The sequence below is a fragment of the Polaromonas sp. P5_D5 genome (genome assembly GCF_054049435.1).
On the sequence record NZ_JBFUMJ010000008.1, the window covers coordinates 39,433 to 56,089 of the forward strand.

At 64.2% G+C, this 16,657-nt stretch carries 16 protein-coding genes; 6 read left to right on the forward strand and 10 right to left on the reverse strand.

Going from position 1 to position 16,657, the window contains the following annotated elements; all coding sequences use genetic code 11:
- The first annotated feature begins 19 nt into the window (after positions 1–19).
- From ACXJKE_RS21655 to xylB, 4 genes are read left to right on the forward strand one after another with little or no spacing between them, the layout of a single operon-like run.
- Positions 20–982 carry an ABC transporter substrate-binding protein gene (locus ACXJKE_RS21655; RefSeq protein ID WP_457282651.1) on the forward strand — a complete coding sequence of 321 codons (963 nt, stop codon included), beginning with the start codon at positions 20–22 and terminating at the stop codon, positions 980–982.
- A gap of 7 nt (positions 983–989) precedes the next feature.
- Entirely contained in the window at positions 990–2,015 is a 1,026-nt protein-coding gene (locus ACXJKE_RS21660) for a sugar phosphate isomerase/epimerase family protein (protein WP_457282652.1), read from the forward strand.
- Positions 2,012–3,166, forward strand: a complete 1,155-nt coding sequence (locus tag ACXJKE_RS21665; protein WP_457282653.1) for a Gfo/Idh/MocA family protein — start codon at positions 2,012–2,014, stop codon at positions 3,164–3,166. Before ACXJKE_RS21660 ends, ACXJKE_RS21665 begins: the two co-directional genes overlap by 4 nt.
- A gap of 3 nt (positions 3,167–3,169) precedes the next feature.
- A complete protein-coding gene (gene xylB / locus ACXJKE_RS21670) occupies positions 3,170–4,639 on the forward strand; it encodes a xylulokinase (RefSeq protein ID WP_457282654.1) in 1,470 nt (489 codons plus the stop codon).
- Between the two features lie 85 nt (positions 4,640–4,724).
- Here xylB and ACXJKE_RS21675 read toward each other — a convergent pair whose 3' ends face one another.
- The 6 genes from ACXJKE_RS21675 to ACXJKE_RS21700 form a co-directional block, all read right to left on the reverse strand.
- Positions 4,725–5,429: an SDR family oxidoreductase gene (locus ACXJKE_RS21675; RefSeq protein WP_457282655.1), complete on the reverse strand. Its 705-nt coding sequence runs from the start codon at positions 5,427–5,429 to the stop codon at positions 4,725–4,727.
- 45 nt (positions 5,430–5,474) lie between these two features.
- On the reverse strand, positions 5,475–6,476 hold the full coding sequence (locus tag ACXJKE_RS21680) for an NADP-dependent oxidoreductase (RefSeq protein ID WP_457282656.1): 1,002 nt from the start codon (positions 6,474–6,476) through the stop codon (positions 5,475–5,477).
- A complete protein-coding gene (locus ACXJKE_RS21685; RefSeq protein ID WP_457282657.1) occupies positions 6,473–7,309 on the reverse strand; it encodes an oxidoreductase in 837 nt (278 codons plus the stop codon). The genes ACXJKE_RS21680 and ACXJKE_RS21685 overlap by 4 nt, the downstream gene beginning before the upstream one ends.
- Before the next feature lie 94 nt (positions 7,310–7,403).
- Entirely contained in the window at positions 7,404–8,009 is a 606-nt protein-coding gene (locus ACXJKE_RS21690; protein WP_457282658.1) for a TetR/AcrR family transcriptional regulator, read from the reverse strand.
- Between the two features lie 200 nt (positions 8,010–8,209).
- A complete protein-coding gene (locus ACXJKE_RS21695) occupies positions 8,210–8,569 on the reverse strand; it encodes a DUF4148 domain-containing protein (RefSeq protein WP_457282659.1) in 360 nt (119 codons plus the stop codon).
- A gap of 381 nt (positions 8,570–8,950) precedes the next feature.
- On the reverse strand, positions 8,951–9,877 hold the full coding sequence (locus tag ACXJKE_RS21700; protein WP_457282660.1) for a LysR family transcriptional regulator: 927 nt from the start codon (positions 9,875–9,877) through the stop codon (positions 8,951–8,953).
- Positions 9,878–10,083: 206 nt separating this feature from the next.
- Here ACXJKE_RS21700 and ACXJKE_RS21705 point away from each other — a divergent pair, with 206 nt between their 5' ends.
- Both ACXJKE_RS21705 and ACXJKE_RS21710 read left to right on the forward strand, forming a co-directional pair.
- Positions 10,084–10,368, forward strand: a complete 285-nt coding sequence (locus ACXJKE_RS21705) for a DUF4148 domain-containing protein (protein WP_457282661.1) — start codon at positions 10,084–10,086, stop codon at positions 10,366–10,368.
- Positions 10,369–10,510: 142 nt separating this feature from the next.
- Complete coding sequence (locus tag ACXJKE_RS21710) at positions 10,511–11,341, forward strand: hypothetical protein (protein WP_457282662.1); 831 nt, start codon at positions 10,511–10,513, stop codon at positions 11,339–11,341.
- A 305-nt stretch (positions 11,342–11,646) separates the two neighbouring features.
- Here ACXJKE_RS21710 and ACXJKE_RS21715 read toward each other — a convergent pair whose 3' ends face one another.
- From ACXJKE_RS21715 to ACXJKE_RS21730, 4 genes are read right to left on the reverse strand one after another with little or no spacing between them, the layout of a single operon-like run.
- Positions 11,647–12,801: a DUF1513 domain-containing protein gene (locus ACXJKE_RS21715; RefSeq protein WP_457282663.1), complete on the reverse strand. Its 1,155-nt coding sequence runs from the start codon at positions 12,799–12,801 to the stop codon at positions 11,647–11,649.
- 8 nt (positions 12,802–12,809) lie between these two features.
- On the reverse strand, positions 12,810–13,916 hold the full coding sequence (locus ACXJKE_RS21720; protein WP_457282664.1) for an imelysin family protein: 1,107 nt from the start codon (positions 13,914–13,916) through the stop codon (positions 12,810–12,812).
- A complete protein-coding gene (locus tag ACXJKE_RS21725; protein ID WP_457282665.1) occupies positions 13,913–15,382 on the reverse strand; it encodes a di-heme oxidoreductase family protein in 1,470 nt (489 codons plus the stop codon). Before ACXJKE_RS21725 ends, ACXJKE_RS21720 begins: the two co-directional genes overlap by 4 nt.
- Positions 15,382–16,527 (reverse strand): imelysin family protein, encoded by a 1,146-nt coding sequence (locus ACXJKE_RS21730; RefSeq protein WP_457282703.1) that lies wholly within the window; start codon positions 16,525–16,527, stop codon positions 15,382–15,384. The genes ACXJKE_RS21725 and ACXJKE_RS21730 overlap by 1 nt, the downstream gene beginning before the upstream one ends.
- Positions 16,528–16,657 lie beyond the last annotated feature (130 nt).

Genomic DNA, 16,657 nt, shown 5'->3' on the forward strand with positions numbered 1-16,657 from the left:
CAACATAAGGAGACAAACCATGAAATCACTGATAAGTCTGATGGCCGCAGGCGCCACAGTTCTCGCGGCGCTGGGTGCGGCGCCCTCCGCCATGGCCCAGGGCAAGCCCCACATCGGCGTCTCGATACCGGCCGCCACGCACGGCTGGACGGGCGGGGTCGTGTACTGGGCCAACCGGACCAAGTCCGAGCTGGAAAAGCAGTACCCGGGCCTGAAAGTCACCATCAAGACGGCCGGGTCTGCTTCGGAACAGGCGAACCAGGTACAGGACTTGCACACAGCCAACAAGATCGACACCCTCGTGATCCTGCCATTCGAGTCGGCGCCGCTCACGCAACCGGTCGCGCAGGTCAAGGGCAAAGGCGTGTACGTCACGGTTGTCGACCGCGGCCTGACGGATGCGAATGCGCAGGACGCCTACGTTGCCGGCGACAACCCCGGCTTCGGCAAGGTATCGGCGGAGTACATGGCCAAAGCCCTGGGCGGCAAGGGTAACGTCGTAGTACTGCGGGGCATTCCCACGGTCATCGACAACCAGCGCGTAGACGCGTTCACGGCTGTGATGAAGAACTATCCCGACATCAAGGTTCTGGATGCCAAGCACGGCAACTGGAACCGCGACGATGCCTTCAAGGTGATGCAGGACTACTTGACCCGTTTCAAGCAGATCGACGCCGTCTGGGCCTCGGACGATGACATGGCGGTCGGCGTGCAAAAGGCAATCGCGCAGGCCAAGCGAACCGATGTCAAGCTCGTGCTGGGCGGCGCAGGTTCCAAGGACTACATCAAGAAGGTCATGGACGGCGACAAGATCGTGACGGCCGACGTCACCTACTCGCCCGCCATGATTGCCGATGCGATGAAGCTAACGGCCGCCGCACGGGTGAAGGGTGAGAAACTGCCGGCCACCACCATCATCCCGTCGGTGCTGGTGACCAGGGAAAACGCCAAGCAGTATTACTTCCCCGATTCCCCGTTCTGAGGCAGCCATGGCAAGACCTGTCACTCTTTTTACCGGGCAATGGGCGGACCTGCCTCTCAAGGAGCTGGCACCCCTGGCACGCAGCATGGGCTACGACGGCCTGGAGCTGGCATGTTGGGGCGACCATTTCGATGTGCAGGCGGCCCTGGCGAGCGATCGCTACGTGCAGGACCGGCGCGATCTGCTGGAACAGCACGGGCTGCGCTGCTTCGCCATCGGCAACCACCTGGTGGGCCAGGCGGTGTGCGACCTCATCGACGAGCGGCACAAGGCCATCCTGTCGCCGCAAGTCTGGGGGGACGGCGATCCGGAAGGCGTGCGGCAGCGCGCCGCGCGGGAAATGCAGGACACCGCGCGTGCCGCCGCCAAGCTGGGCGTGAAGGTGGTGACGGGCTTCACCGGCTCGTCCATCTGGCATTCGCTGTACGCGTTTCCGCCCACTTCGCAGGAGTATTGGGACAAGGGCTTCGTCGACTTTGCCAACCGGTGGAAACCCATCCTCGATGTGTTTGAGCAGTGTGGCGTGAATTTCGGGCTGGAAGTGCACCCCACGGAAATCGCCTTCGACACCGCCTCGGCGCAACGGGCAGTCGCGGCCATCGGTGGCCACAGGCGTTTCGGGTTCAACTTCGACCCCAGCCACCTGGGCTACCAGGGCGTGGACTACGTCAAGTTCATCCGGACATTCGGCGACCGCATCTATCACGTGCACATGAAGGACGTGTGGTGGGGCCGGGGCGACGGCACCGTGGGGGTCTTCGGCGGGCACACCAATTTCGGTGACGCGCGCCGCCACTGGGACTTTCGCAGTGTCGGGCGCGGGCAGATCGACTTCGAATCCATCATCGTCGCGCTCAACGACGTGGGTTACAACGGGCCCTTGAGCGTTGAGTGGGAAGACAGCCGCATGGATCGGGTGCATGGCGCCACTGAAAGCGCGGCCTACAGCAAGCGGCTGGACTTCAAGCCGGCCGCGGGAGCGTTCGACGCCGTGTTCGACAAGGCCAAGCAGGGCGGGATGGCGGGCTCATGAGAAAACTGCGCTATGCAATGGTAGGCGGGGGGCAGGGCGCTTTCATCGGCGCTGTGCACCGCAAGGCCATGGCGCTGGATGGGCAGATGGAGCTGGTGGCCGGTGCACTGTCCTCCGATGCTGAGCGCGCGCGCGCATCGGGCCGCGACCTCGGCCTGCGGGATGAACGCAACCACGGCCGCTGGGAAGACCTGCTGGAAGGCGAACTGCGGCGCAGCAAGGACGAGCGCATCGATTTCGTTTCCATCGTCACGCCCAACCATGTGCATTTTCCCGTCGCCCGCGCGTTCGCCGAGGCGGGCATCCATGTGGTGTGTGACAAGCCGCTGGTCCATACCAGCGAGGAGGCAGCCAAGCTCGTTCAGGTTGTCAAGCGCAGCGGCTCCATATTCGGTGTCACGTACAACTACACGGGCTATCCCCTGGTGCGCGAGGCGCGTGACATGGTTGCGCGCGGCGCGATCGGCGTGGTGCGCAAGGTCATCGTCGAATACAACCAGGGCTGGCTTGCCACCCACCTGGAGGCAAGCGGGCAGAAGCAGGCCGACTGGCGGACGGACCCGGCGCGCAGCGGCGTGGCCGGCGCCATCGGCGACATCGGCTCGCACGCGGAGAACCTTGTGGCGACGGTGACGGGCCTGGAGCTGGAAAGCATCTGCGCGGACCTCACCATCTTCGTGCCCGGCCGGCGCCTTGACGACGACGGCAATGTCCTGCTGCGGTTCAAGAACGGCGCCAGGGGCGTGCTGATCGCGTCCCAGATCGAGGTGGGTTGCGAGAACGACCTGCGGCTGCGCGTGTTCGGCACCACCGGTACGCTGGATTGGCGCCAGGAGGAGCCTAACCGGCTGCTGCATGTCCCCATCGACGGCCCGGCCCGCATGTTGACGCGGGGCTCGCCGTGGCTCGGTGAGGCAGCCCGCCGCGCGACACGACTGCCCACGGGGCACCCCGAGGCCTTTATCGAAGCCTTTGCCAATGTCTACCTGGGAGTGACTGCGCACATCCGCGCGCTGCAATCCGGCAGTACACCGGATCCGCTGGACACCGACTATCCCCGCCTCGAAGATGGCGCCCGCGGTGTGCGGTTCATCGAGAAGGTGGTGCAGTCTGCGGCCAGTACGGCCAAGTGGACGCCGTTCGGGGACTGACCGATGTTCATGGGCATTGATCTGGGCACCTCCAGTGTCAAGGCGGTCGTGCTGGACCGTGGCCACAGCCTGGTGGCCAGCGGCTCCGCGCCGCTGTCGGTGGATGCCCCCCATCCCTTGTGGCGCGAGCAGCATCCTTCCGAATGGTGGCGTGCGTGCGATGCCGCCGTAGGTGCCGCGTTGCAGGAGTTGCGGCGCGGCGGCCGCACAGGCAGCGAGATCGAGGCCATCGGCCTGACCGGGCAGATGCACGGCGCAACCCTGCTGGATGGGCGCGGTGACGTTCTGCGGCCGGCCATCCTCTGGAACGACGGCCGGGCGGCGGCGGAATGCGCGGAACTGGAGCGGGCGGTGCCGCAGTCGCGGCAGATCACCGGCAACCTGATGATGCCGGGTTTCACGGCGCCCAAGCTGCTTTGGGTATCCAGACACGAGCCCGGCGTGTTCGACCGGGTCCGGCAAGTACTGCTGCCCAAGGACTGGCTGCGCTGGCGCCTGACCGGCGACTATGCGACCGACCTGTCCGACGCATCCGGCACGCTGTGGCTGGATGTCGGAAGGCGCGAATGGAGTCACGAGCTCCTGGCCGCTTGCGGTCTGTCCTCCGACTGCATACCCAGGTTGTATGAAGGCCCGGAGGTCACCGGAACCCTGCTGCCCGAGGTGGCGCAGCATTGGGGCTTGCGCGAAGTGTCGGTGGTGGCCGGCGCCAGCGACAACGCCGCAGGTGCACTGGGCGCCGGCGTGGTCAACCCGGGCGACGCGATGCTGTCCCTTGGAACGTCCGGCGTGGTGTTCGTGGCTACCGGCGCTTTTGTCGCGAATCCGCAGCAGGCGGTGCACAGCTTCTGCCACGCGCTGCCGCAGGCCTGGCACCTGATGTCCGTGATGCTGTCGGCCGCCTCGTGCCTCGAGTTCACAGCGGGGCTGCTGGGAGAGCGCGACGTGGCCGTGCTGCTTGCGCAGGCGGAGCAGCGCGGCTTGCGTGAAGATACGCCGTTGTTCCTGCCTTATCTGAACGGCGAACGCACGCCGCACAACAATCCGCATGCCAAAGCCGTGTTCTTCGGCATGCACGCAGGCACGCAGCGCGAAGACATTGTGAATGCCACGCTCGAGGGTGTGTGCCTGGGCATGGCGCAGGGGATTGCCGCGCTGCAGTCGGTTCAGCCTGGCCTGGCGTGTGTCAGCCTGATTGGCGGCGGCTCGCGCAATGCCTATTGGGCTCAAATGCTGGCCGACGCTACCGGCCTGCAGGTAGTCCGGCACGCGGATGCCGAGGTTGGCCCGTCGCTGGGCGCGGCCCGGCTGGCCTGGCTGGCCTGCGATCCGGGCGAAGCGGCGGGAATATTTCGTGCGCCAGAGGTGACTGGCGTATTCGAGGTGCGAGCGGCCGAGCGCACGCGGATGCAGGACCGCGCCGCCCGTCTGGCAGGGTTGTACAGCAGCCTCGCACCTCACTTTCAGCCATAGAAAGTGGAGTCACCACCCGTGCGTTGGCGTGGCGATGGCATCGGCCACAACCTGCAGGCGCAGAGGCTCCGGCCAGGTTTCGAAGTCAGGATGCCTGCGGAAGGTAGCTGGGTCTGGCCGCCGTCATCCCGGCTTTGACATGTTGGGTGATTTCATCGGCCAGCACTTCATCAGCCCCCGATTCGAGTCCGTCGAGCGCACGCTTGACGATGTCTTCAGGGCTGGCCTTCGGAACCTCGAAGCCGCGCGTGAGGTCGGTATCTACATAGGCCATGTGCAGCCCCAGCACCTGCGTCTTTTGCGCCGCCAGTTCACTGCGCAAGGCATTGGTGAGCGACCAGGCCGCGGACTTGCTGGCTGAATAAGCTGCCAGCTCACCGCCGTTCACCCACGAGGCCACCGACAACACATTGAGCAGGGCGCCGCCGCCGTTGCCTTTGAGCACTGGCGCGAAGGCCTTGCTTATGCGCAACACGCCGTAGACGTTGGTCTCGAAGATGCGCCGGGTGATATCTTCACTGTCGGCCGCCAGAAAACCGCCCGGCTGGGCAATGCCGGCATTATTGATTACCAGCGTGACATCCGACGCCAGTGCCGCGGCGGCCGCTACGTCTTCCGGCTTGGTGACGTCGAGCTTCAAAGCCTGAACGCCTGGCAAGGTGATGGTGGCAGGGTCGCGAGCGGCCGCGTAGACCTTGCGGGCACCGCGGGCGAGCAGCTCGTGCGCGAATGCCAGGCCGATGCCGCGATTGGCGCCGGTGACGAGAACAACAGCGTTTTTGATTTGCATGAGAAAACTCCAGTGGGTGGGAAAAGCTGATTAGGGAAAACTGGCTCACTTGACCTTGATGACGACCTTGCCTTTTGCACGGCCCGCCTCGACGTAGGCCAAGGCCTCGTTGGTTGCTTCGAACGGAAAGATCCGGTCCATCACTGGACGGATGGCTCCAGCATCGAAGAGCCGCGTGATCTCGCGCAGTTGGCTGCCACTTGCCTTCATGAAGAGGAACGCGTAGTCCACTCCACGGCTCTTTGCCCTGCGCCGGATGCCTGAACTCAGCATGCGAATCACCAGCTTTACGAATGCAGGAGCACTGCTTTCCTTGCCGAATGCGGGATCAGGTGGGCCGGAGATGGAGATGAGCTTCCCGCCGGCCTTGAGAATCCGCAGGGATTTTTCAAGCGTCTTGCCGTCCTGGCTGTTCAGGACCACGTCGTAGTCGCGCAAGATGTCTTCGAAGTCCTGCGTCTTGTAGTCGATCACGACGTCCGCGCCCAGACTCTTCACAAGTGCGACATTGCCCGTGCTTGTCGTCGTGGCAACGGTAGCGCCCAGGTGCTTGGCCAACTGGATGGCAAAGGTGCCAACGCCCCCTGAGCCAGCCTGGATGAAAACCTTCTGCCCTTTTTTCAGCTTGGCCTTCTCGACCAGTGCTTGCCAGGCCGTTAAGGCCACCAGCGGGATGGACGCGGCTTCTTCCATCGTGAGCCCCGCAGGTTTGAGCGCCAGGGATGCCTCCTTGACCGGGACGAATTCAGCGAAGGTACCGATCCGGAAATCATCCGGCCGGGCGTAGACCTCATCGCCCGGCTTGAACTGCCGCACGCCTGGGCCGACCTTGACGACCACCCCAGCGACGTCGTGGCCCAGAATGAGAGGCAGGCGATAGGGCAGTATGAGTTTGAACTCGCCGTCGCGGATCTTGAAGTCCAGCTGGTTCACGCCAGCGGCATGCACCTGGACCATGACCTCGTCATCGCGCAGCTCCGGGCTCGGCATGTCCGTCAACCGCAAACTGCTCTTTTTTCCATAACGTTCAACGATGAATGCTTTCATGATGTTTTCACTGTTGGCATCATGTCGAGCCGCAGATCTTTTCGAATCCCGGCATCCACCAGACCAGCAGGCGCAAATGTGCGGAGCAATCGCAGGCGACTCGCGAGTCCGCCTGCGGTGTATCGGAGTTTGGGACGAGCGGCACTGGCAGCTTTCAGCACGACGTCCGCCACGACGCCTGGCTGTTCCGCAGTTGCCATCACTTCCTTCACGCGCTGGCTCACGGCAGCGCGAACCTCGCGGTACTCATCGAGCTTGGTGTCGGGTTCCAGGAAGTTCGCGTCGAACGGCGTCTTCGTGTATGCAGGCTCGATGACCGAGACCCGGATGCCCCTCGTGCGCAGCTCATGGTCAAGCGACTCGGAGTAGCCTTCGATGGCATGCTTCGTCGCCGCATACAGTGCCCCGTACGGCATTGGCAGGAAACCAAGCACCGAGCCGATGTTGATGATGCGTCCCGCGCCCTGTCGGCGCATGTGCGGCACGACGGCGCGCGTCATTCGGACGATCCCGAAGAAGTTGGTGTCGAAGATCGCCTGGGCCTGCGTGATCGAACTTTCCTCCGCACCAGCCGGGGCGACGCCGAAGCCCGCGTTGTTGACCAGCAGGTCGATGCGGCCCTCAAGCTGAATCAGCTGTTGCACCGCGGCTTCAACCGACGCGTCCTGGGTCACATCCAGGGCCAGCATCTCGAAGGGCTGCCCGCCCGTCCGGTCGCCGCGCCGGCTGGTGCCGTAGACCTTGTAGCCAGCCTGCGAAAGCCGCAGCGCAACCGCTTCGCCTATGCCTGAAGAGGCGCCTGTCACCAGGGCAACTTTGTAGTGGGGGTTCATGGTGTTGTTCTTTCAGTTTGAAGTGAATTTTGAATGATGATCGTCATATGTAATGGCGAAGAAAAAAGCAGGCGTGCTTCAAAAAAAAATGAATTCAGTGGGAGACCGGTACCAGCTGCTTCAGCGCGGCTTCGCTAAAGCTGTCTGCCAGCGCGGGCTCGTCGACCACGCGCGCCAGCAGCAAGGTGCCGACCATGGTGGCGACCGTCACCAGCGCGCGCTCGTGGGCGCCGGGCTGGCCCCAATCGGGCGACTGGCGGGCGACAAAATCCACCATTTCCTTGACATGCCGGGTGGTCGCGCGGCGCACTTCAGGCGCCTGGCGCGGCGTCTCCGAACCCAGCGCGGCCAGGGGGCAGCCCATCTCAACCTGCTCCCGGTGCTCCGGCGAAAGGTAGGCGCGCAGCATGGCCGCCATGGCTTGTTCAGGCGGCGCGCCGGCTGCAACACCCGCCACCACTGCAGCCGATTCGGCACAGGCCCGCGTTGCGGCTTCGGCCAGCATGGCCTCGCGCGACGCGAAGTGGGCGTAAAACGCACCATGGGTCAGGCCGGCCTCTTTCATGATGTCGGCCACGCCGGTGCCGCTATAGCCGCTGCGGCGTATTGCCCGCGCGGCCACGGATACGATGCGTTCGTGGGAGGCTTCCTTGGCGGCCGTTCTGGCGTTGATCTTGGTGTTTCGCATGATACACATCATACATGATTTCGCAAATATGTGTGCCAAGGCAATTTTGAGCGCTGACTTGTTGAATGTCCTTCACGCAACGCCAGGATGGACAACAGGGAAGGAAGGGCCGTGCTGCGCGCAGGCCAACGTCCAGAAAGCCGGAGGCTTCCTGGACGTTGCAATGCGATTTAACGCGAGGTGCACACGCCTGGCTGGCGGTGCGGCGCTGCTTAGCCCGCGGAGTGTGCCCTGCCGTGTGCGGCAGGCACGTTGAAGTCGTTGGGATAGGAGTTGTCGATGCTCAGCTTGTAGCCTTCGTGCTGTGCCTGCTCCAGTTCGGCGCGGACTTCTGCGCGGGTCTTGGTGCCCGCAACGGGGGTGGCATCGGTTCCGGGGTAGCTGCTGTCGCTGTTGACCTGGTACGACGCGCGTGGTGATTGCGCCAACTCTGCGCGGACATCGGCGCGGCTCACGGTGCTGGCGGCGCTCACTTCATTGCCGGGGTAGTTGCTGTCCTGGGCAAAGCTGTTCGCCGAGGCGAGCGCTGCAAGGGCAAGAACGGATGCGGAAACAAGTTTCGTCGATTTCATGGTGAATTTCCTTTAAGAACAAGTGTGAAAACAGGCGGGACGGGCGTTCTGCCCGTGAGGCCTTCATCGCTGAGTCGCTTTGAACAGGTGGCTCACCGATGTATCAAACCTTGTTCCGCAGCGCTGATACACAAGTGCGTATTGGCAGAACATTCAATTGTCGAAACCGGAACAATAACGGCGTGTAGTCTTGGAACTTTTTGGTGTTCGAAAAGTTCGCACACGGTTCTTCGCGATTTCTGAGGCGTGTTGCACGAAGGGCGAAATGCCATGAACCAGGGCAGCACCAGGCAAGGCCGCCATCGTTATGTGGGGCCGCCCGGCTGCTTTTTCTACACCGGCCGCCGGGTTGGTGCTTCTGCCGTGTGCCCGGCGCAGGCTTTAGTCCTGCCGGGCTTCCATCTTCCTGAGCACGGCGCGCGTGTACTCGGTCATGAACTCCAGAAACACGCTGGTGCGTGCAGGAATGAATTTGCGGCTGGGCAGCGCGGCATACAGCGTGTTCCTTCCCGTGATCCACGGCGACAGCACCCGCTGCAGCTCGCCGTTCTGGAGGGATTTCGCCACGAGGTCGATAGGCTGGATGCTGATGCCGGCCCCATCGAGGCAAGCCCGGATCAGCGTGGAGGTGTTGTTGACCAGCAGGGCGGGCTCGACCTTTATTTCCAGTTCGCGCTTGTTTTCTTCCGGGTTGATGAGGCGCAGGCTGAGGTGCCGGTTTGCCTGGAGCTTGACGCGCAGGCAGCGATGATGCGCCAGATCTTCCGGTTGCGCGGGGATGCCGTGCTCCTGGAGGTAGCTGGGGGCGGCGCATAGGATTCCGTCCGAAGAGGCAATTGGTCGCGCGATGATGTTGGCGTCGAAAGTATCGGCAGCGCCCAGCAGGGTCAGGTCGTAGTCTTCAATGGGCGGCACCAGCGGCGAATCCGTATGGATGTCGAGCACGACCTTGGGGTAGCGCCGCCCGAACTCGGCCACCAGCGGCGCCAGCACATGCGTGGCAAACACCGGGGGCGTCAGGATGCGGATGACGCCGGACATTTCCTGGGCGTGCGCCTGGGCGGCAGCATGGGCTTCATCAATGTCGTTCAGGATATGGCGCACGCGGGCCAGGTAAGTTTCCCCCGCATCGGTGAGTGCCAGGCGGCGGGTGGTGCGCTGCAGCAGCCGTACGCCCAGGTGATCCTCCAGGTCGCCGACCAGCCGGGTCACCACGGCGGAAGACATGTCGAATTTGCGCGCTGCGGCCGCAAAACTCCCGTCATCCACCACTTGCTGAAAAACGCGCATTGATTGAAGCCGGTCCATGGTTTACCCCTAAATTGAGCCTCTATTGTTGCTGATTTAACAGCAATGTATTGTTGAAATTGCTATTTTTTGATTGATTTGAATGGAATAAAGTTCATACATCGATGAGCCGAAGCCCACTACAAGGCGACTCACCGAGGCTGGACAGACGGGAAGATGAGCCCGCCATGCCCGGAACGTCACTTAACTTTGAGAGGATATTCATCATGAAATCGAACTTTATCGCCGCTTCCGTTGTTGCTGTTGCCGCCCTGACTTCCGTGGCTGCTTCTGCCCAAACCTTCAACTCCTATCTGTTTGACCAGATGCAGGCACCTGCGACCAAAACCCGCGCGGAAGTCAAAAGCGAAGTGGTGCACGCCCAAAATGCCAGCTCTGCTTCCAGCTACAACGGCGCCACCGCCCAGCAAAACCTCGGCGCTCCCCGCGCCGAGAAGGCCGGTGCAGCACCCCAGGCTGCTGCTGAACTCGTGAAGACCAGCCAGCAATAAGCCTGCTCAGGCGCCGGTAGCAGCCGGCTACAGCCCAATCGCCCCGGCAGCCAAAGGTTGCCGGGGCGATGGCATTTGGGCATGCGGGATTCACGCAGCCGTATACGACAGTATCCGACCGCACTCTAGAATTCCCCTCATCTTGAGAACCTCCAACACACCTTACGCCTTTGCTTTTGTCGCCGCACAGCTGATGGCCCTGCCGGGCCTGGGTCTGGCGCTTTACCTGTACACCGTTGGCAAGATGGCGGGCAGTGGTGGCTGGCTGCTGGGAGTGTTCGAGCTGCTGTTTTCAGGCGTGGTGGTGCTGCCCGCCGTGCTGCTGTGCACGGTGCTCTTGCTGATTGCAGGCTTGTTCTCCCGGCTGCGGCCATGGGCTAGCCTCGTGCTGTTGCTGGTCAATACGGCTGTGCTGGCTGTTGCCTGGGCGATCAGTCCCTTCACCGACGCCGCGGAGCTGCTGATCTGGGTTGCCACAGTGCTGTCAGCCGCGGCTGCGGCGGCGCTGGCGTGGCAGGCGTTTTCGCCGGTGACAAGGCCTGAGCGGAACATGCTGTGGGGCCAGCTCCTGCTGGCTGTCGGGCTTGGGATTGGATTGGGGCTGGCAGGCGGCGGCAGTGTCCCTGCTCCGTCACCTGCCGAGCCGGACCCCATGGCAGCGATACCGCCGGAGCGCGTATTCAAGGGACTGTTGGAGGGTAAGCCGGTGCACCTTGCGGTGCATGACTGCAAGGTCTACCGCGCCATACCCAAGGTGTCCACGGAGCCCGGAAAGGGCGGCGAGGGCGACTGGCAGATGGTGCTCGAACCCGATCTCTATCCCTTCTTCACGTATTGCGAGCGGCAATCGCTGCAGGCAGACAACGGTGTCGTCACCGTTACCCTCGGACGCATCGCCTTCGGTGCAGGGGGTTGCTGCGCCACCGGCGGCACTTACCGTTCCAGGGACGGTGAGCTGTGGAAGAAGCTGTGAAGTCCGCCGAATAACGGTGCCGAATAGGGCGCCGAACAAGCTGCGTTCGAATCCTCAGGGCCTCAGGTTGCTATAAAAACAATAGCAGCTTGTGCAGGATTTGCTTGGATCAAAGCCGGTTTTTGCTTTGAAAATAGCCGCTTTTAGTTGTCCGGGGCCGGTAAAAATCCGGAAAAATCCCTGCCAGGACGCGGTTTCGGGGCATTTTTATGTGCCAAATGTGCCGGCAACCCAATAAGAACCTGCGCGAGCAGCTATCAAAAAGATAGCGATTCATCGATGCCTTCGGCCAACCCAACCTTTATCTAACCCGCCAGCGGCGCCCAGTGGTTGTCCAGCCGCACATTTTTGAGCGCCGGCAAAGCCGTGCGGCCCGCGACGTCGCGTGTCAGTGCGGCGAGCCGCCCGCCGGCCCACAGCGTGGCGTCAGCCTGGCCCGCGGCCGGGGCCGACGTGACGGCGCAGGCTTCTTCCAGCGGGAAAAAGCCTGTCCAGCGCCCATCGGCCTGCCACACGGCCACGCCGTTGGCGCGCGGGCAGCCCACGGCAAAGCTGCCCGCGGCCCAGGTGATGTCACCGCCGTAGCCGGCGAGCACGCGCCCGTCGGCAGCGGCGCAGGTTTGCAACTTCCGGCCGTCAAAAAGCGCCAGCACGGGCGCGACGGTTTTGGCCGCGGTGTCGTCATGCTCGGCCTGCAGCGCGATGCCCAGGACACGCGCACCGCCTGCCGCCGGCGCGCCGCCCCACGCCATGTGCCGCAGGCTCAGGCGTTTGTCGGCCAGGCGCCACTGGCCCAGCAGCGCGCCGCTGCGTGCGTCCAGCCGCACCAGCGAGGCGTCCATGCGGTCCATGTGAATTTTCAGGCGGCCGGTTTCAGGCAGCGCGGGAATGCCGCCGTTCGCCACGACGAGGCTGCCGTCGTCGTCCAGCAAAAGTTCGTGCGGGTCCATGCCGTGGGTCGGCCATTCGCCCAATTTTTCCAGCGTGGCGGCATCACGCAGGCCGACCAGGCCTTCGCCGGTTTCGAGGTTTGTTTCGGTGGTGTAGAGCGTGTTGCCGTCGGGGCTGGCGATCACGTGGCCGTTGAAGGCGCGGTCGGGCTCGGCCCAACCCCAGGCGATGGCCTGGCCTGTGCCGTTGCCTTCGGGCCTCCAGCGCAGCAGCCAGTCACCTGGCCGGCGGGCCACCGCCAGCAGTGTGCCGCTGGGCTCGACCCACACGCCATGGGCGCGTGTCGGTACGTCGAGTGCGGCGCTGACCTGGAGTGCGGCGCCGCGATACGCCAGCACACCGACCTGGTAGCCGTGCGTTGCCTCCCAGGCGGCGACCAGCTGCTGCGGCCGAGTAGTGGCAGTGACGGCAGCTGCCAGGGCGGGATTGAGCCAGGCGCTGGTGCCGGCCGCTGCCAGCGCCAGCCATTGCCGGCGCCGCAGTGTTGTCAGGGCCTCAGCCTCTTTCATGCAAATGCCTAGTCGCCGTCGGCGTCTGAAAAGCCGATGCTCACTTCCAGCGCGGGCGCGATGTCGGCTTCCGCGAGTTTTTTCAGGTCGGCCAGTGAACGCCCGGCGCTGCCCATGCCGGCCTTGTTGGCGGGCGATGCGCTTTGCATGGCTTTGTCGGTTTTGTTCACCGCTTGTGCGAGCTGGTTGGCCGGCTCGTTGCGGCCGAGCCCGCGCAAATAGGTTTCCAGCGGCGCCAGACCGGCACCGGGCAAAGGGGCTTCACGCGCCTGCGCTGCGCCCAGTGTGCGCAGCGCCTGCCATTGCGCGGCCCAGCGCGCTGCAGTCTGGCCGCTGGTGCTGCGCGCATAAGCGGCGTTGCGGTTGCCTTGCGCCCCGGCCATGCGGGGCTTTTCCATCTCGGCCCAGCGCAGGCGTTCCAGTGCACCGGTCCACTGGTTGACCAGCTCGCTCATCGCCGGCCCGTTGCTTTCTTCCGACTCGCCGGGTTGGCGCGCTGCCAGCTCGCCGAACGCCTTGGCCAGGGTGTCGGCTTCGCGCTGGATATCGGCGGCCACCTGCACCGCGTAGTGGCAGGCCGGCATGTCGGGTGGAGACGAAGAAGCAGGCTGGCTCCACAAGAGCCATTCCAGCGCCGGCAAGCCCTTGGCCGGCGTGCCTATGCTTTCCATCGCGGCGGCATCTTGCGGCGCTGACTGAATCGCCCGCTTGATGAGCTCGAGCCGCGTTGGCGAAAAGTCGATCTGCCGCGCCGAGCGCCGCTGTACCAGTGGGCCGATCTGCACGCCGCTCAGGCGATCCCAGGCGAGCGCGGTGGTTTTCCAGCGATCGCGGGCCTGCTCCAGTCGGGCAGCGGCAGTGTCTGCATTCGCATCGCACACCGCAGAGACCGCTGACGGCAAGGCACCGGCCTGTTCGGCAAACGCTGCGGCCTGCGGCGCGTACCAAAAGCGGTAGACGCCGCGCATGAAGTCACCCGCCGTATAGAACGGCACGGCAACGTTGGGCGCGACGGTTTGCGCGTGCACGGCGCCGCAGGCCACCAGGTAAAGCACACCGGCCACAGCCAGCAGGGCAGGCCGGCATGGAGAGCGAAGCGTATTCATGAGGCTCATAGCGATTCGAGAAATTTCACCAGCGCGGCGCGTTCCTGCGCATTCATGCGCAGGACTTTGTCCTTGCTGGCTTTGGCTTCGCCGTCGTGCCACAGGACGGCTTCCAGCACGCCGCGCGCGCGGCCGTCGTGCAGCAGGCGGTTGTGGCCGTTTACGTCGGGCACCAGGCCGATGCCCCATAGCGGCGGCGTGCGCCACTGGCGGCCACCCGCCAGGAAGTCGGGCCGGCCGTCGGCCAGGCCTTCGCCCATGTCGTGCAGCAGCAGGTCGGTGTAGGGCCAGATGGTCTGGCCCTGCACGGCTTTGCTGCCGAGCCGTGGGAACGGGCTTTCGCCGGTGACGTAGCTCGGGCGGTGGCAGGCGGCGCACTGTGCTTCGGCAAACAGTTTCTGGCCGCGCACCACCTGGGCATCGCGCGGATTGCGGCGCGCCGCCGGTGCCAGCGTGGTTTCATAAAACACCACGTCGTTGAATGTTTTTTCGTCGATCTCGCTGGCCTTGCCCTGTGCGCCGCGCGGCGCCGCGAGGCAGTCTTTCTGGGCGGCCGTGCAGGTCTCTTTCGGAAAGACCGGCGAGGTGATGCCCATGTCGCCGAGGAAAGCGCCGGCGGTCTGGTGCGCCAAGGTGGCCACATTGGCCTTCCAGCCGAAGCGGCCTGTGCGCATCTGCTGCGTCGGCGCGTCCCACACCTGGTTAACGACGCCGCGCACCGGGCTGTCGGAGACGGCCTGCTCGCGCGCGTTGCGCAGGATTTCGGCTTCGGGAATCGCCTCGAGCAAACCCACGCCGGCCATCTGCGGCGCGATGCGCGGGCTCACCATCACATCTTTGGCCATGGGGCCGTAGTTGAGTTTGCTGAAACCGTAGCGGGGCTTTTGCAGCTGGTAGGGTGTGCCGTCGGCAAACTTGCCGCGCACCACGTCGTAGCGCAGCGATATCTGCCCCTCGGGCATGACGCCCTGTACCGCGAAATTGGAAAACTGGTCGCCGTATACCGGGTCCGGCAGCGGCCCGCCGTGCGCGTCCTTGCCCGGCACCGACAGGCGCAGCAGCAGGCCGACCGGCTGGTCGGCCAGGCCGCGGTTGAAGTCGGGCGGCGCGCCGCGCCCGTCCTGCACATGGCAGCCGCCACAGGAGCGGGCGATGAAGTGCGGGCCCAGGCCGTCGCGCGCGGTGGTGGAGGACGGCGCCTGCACCCAGTTGCGCTTGAAGAAAGAATTGCCGATGACAAACCGCGTGCGTTCCTCATCGCCCAGGTTGGCCAGCGGAAATGAAAACGCGTTGTGGCCGGTGGCAAACACCGTGGCGTCGCCGCCGGTTTTTTCGTCGTCCGGCGCCGTGCCGGCTTGCGTACCCGGCCCCGCCGACGCCCAGAAGGCGAGCCCCGCCAGTCCCGCCGCGGCCACGCAGGCAAGCACTGCACGCGCAGGGCGCGTGACCCTCCAGGACGATGCGGCGTCGGCCATTAAGGTTTGACCAGGGTCAGCTTGGTGATGCCGGCGGCATTGGCGGCTTCCACCAGGTCCTTGCTTTGCTGCACCAGGCTGTCGACGGTTTTTTGCACGCGCAGCCGGCCCGGTGCATCCTTGGCGCCGACGATTTCGCGGTCAAACGGCGCCTGAATGCCTTCGGCAGCGGCGACGGACGCGGCAATCTGTTTGCTGGTGCGGTCTGCCAGTGCCGGGTTTTTCACCGCCACCAGGTCACGCAGTGAAGGGCCGGCCAGCGTCGTGCCGTCGGCGCGCTTGTACTGGCCCAGCCAGGCGTTCTGGATGCCTTTGGCGTTGTTCACCACGTCGCGGTGCGTGTTGTCGGAAAAGCACGAGTGCTCGTCTTCCTGATCCTGGCTGGCCAGGGCGACTTCGAGGCGTTCACCGGCGAGTTCGCCGCGCGAAAGCGAGCCCAGGCCGACAAACATCTTGCGCACCGACTCCAGGCCGCCGCGCTCGAACTTCGCGCGGTAAGACGTCGATGTGGGTGCCCAGGCTTTGGTGAGGATGCCGAGGTCGTCAACCAGCAGCTCGGTCACCACCTTGAGGTACTGGCGGCGGCGGTCGGCGTTGGGTTTCTTGCCGTCGACAAAATCTTCAAACGAACGGTTGCCCGGGCCGGTGGTGCTCAGGTCCTGGCCCCACAGCAGAAATTCAATCGCGTGCCAGCCGGTGGCGATGTTTTCTTCGCCGTTGCGCTCGTTCAGGCTGGCCAGCCGCTTTTTGTTGATCACGGCCTTGCGGTTGTTGATGATGCCGGCGTTGGGTGCGTCTTTCACGTAGTCGACATAGGACTCGTCCATGGGCCAGGCATTGATGCGGCCTTCGGGGCCATTTTTGTCGTCGATGGGGCCGCCGTAAAAACGGAAGGCCTCGGTCTGGCCGTAATACTCGCGCGCGTCCAGCCATGCTTTGCGCGCGGCCTTGAGGCCGTCGTCCGAAGGTGCGTCGATAAAAGCCTGCACCGCTTTTTGCAGGATGAGCGTGCTGGCCAGCGTGTCGTCATAGTTTGACTGCACCAGGTGGGCGTAGTGCTTTGCCACGGCCGCTGCCGTGGTGGCGGGTGCCGCCACTGTGCCAGGCACAGCACCGGCCGCTGCCGTTGCTGCGGGCTGGGCCATGGCCGGCACGGCAAGCAGGGCCACGAGGGCGGCAATGATGGCGGGTTTGATTGCTGGTTTCACGACGACTCCTGTGTCTTTGTTAATCGGTCAAAGTGCGATTATACAAATGAGAATCGTTATCGTTATC

Bases quoted from the DNA above. Each gene is read 5' to 3' on its own strand.
- ACXJKE_RS21685 (WP_457282657.1), bottom strand. From the start codon at position 7,309: ATGAACCCCCACTACAAAGTTGCCCTGGTGACAGGCGCCTCTTCAGGC.
- xylB (WP_457282654.1), top strand. From the start codon at position 3,170: ATGTTCATGGGCATTGATCTGGGCACCTCCAGTGTCAAGGCGGTCGTG.
- ACXJKE_RS21730 (WP_457282703.1), bottom strand. From the start codon at position 16,527: ATGGCCCAGCCCGCAGCAACGGCAGCGGCCGGTGCTGTGCCTGGCACA.
- ACXJKE_RS21695 (WP_457282659.1), bottom strand. From the start codon at position 8,569: ATGAAATCGACGAAACTTGTTTCCGCATCCGTTCTTGCCCTTGCAGCG.
- ACXJKE_RS21725 (WP_457282665.1), bottom strand. From the start codon at position 15,382: ATGGCCGACGCCGCATCGTCCTGGAGGGTCACGCGCCCTGCGCGTGCA.
- ACXJKE_RS21690 (WP_457282658.1), bottom strand. From the start codon at position 8,009: ATGATGTGTATCATGCGAAACACCAAGATCAACGCCAGAACGGCCGCC.
- ACXJKE_RS21675 (WP_457282655.1), bottom strand. From the start codon at position 5,429: ATGCAAATCAAAAACGCTGTTGTTCTCGTCACCGGCGCCAATCGCGGC.
- ACXJKE_RS21720 (WP_457282664.1), bottom strand. From the start codon at position 13,916: ATGAGCCTCATGAATACGCTTCGCTCTCCATGCCGGCCTGCCCTGCTG.
- ACXJKE_RS21715 (WP_457282663.1), bottom strand. From the start codon at position 12,801: ATGAAAGAGGCTGAGGCCCTGACAACACTGCGGCGCCGGCAATGGCTG.
- ACXJKE_RS21660 (WP_457282652.1), top strand. From the start codon at position 990: ATGGCAAGACCTGTCACTCTTTTTACCGGGCAATGGGCGGACCTGCCT.
- ACXJKE_RS21700 (WP_457282660.1), bottom strand. From the start codon at position 9,877: ATGGACCGGCTTCAATCAATGCGCGTTTTTCAGCAAGTGGTGGATGAC.
- ACXJKE_RS21680 (WP_457282656.1), bottom strand. From the start codon at position 6,476: ATGAAAGCATTCATCGTTGAACGTTATGGAAAAAAGAGCAGTTTGCGG.
- ACXJKE_RS21665 (WP_457282653.1), top strand. From the start codon at position 2,012: ATGAGAAAACTGCGCTATGCAATGGTAGGCGGGGGGCAGGGCGCTTTC.
- ACXJKE_RS21655 (WP_457282651.1), top strand. From the start codon at position 20: ATGAAATCACTGATAAGTCTGATGGCCGCAGGCGCCACAGTTCTCGCG.
- ACXJKE_RS21705 (WP_457282661.1), top strand. From the start codon at position 10,084: ATGAAATCGAACTTTATCGCCGCTTCCGTTGTTGCTGTTGCCGCCCTG.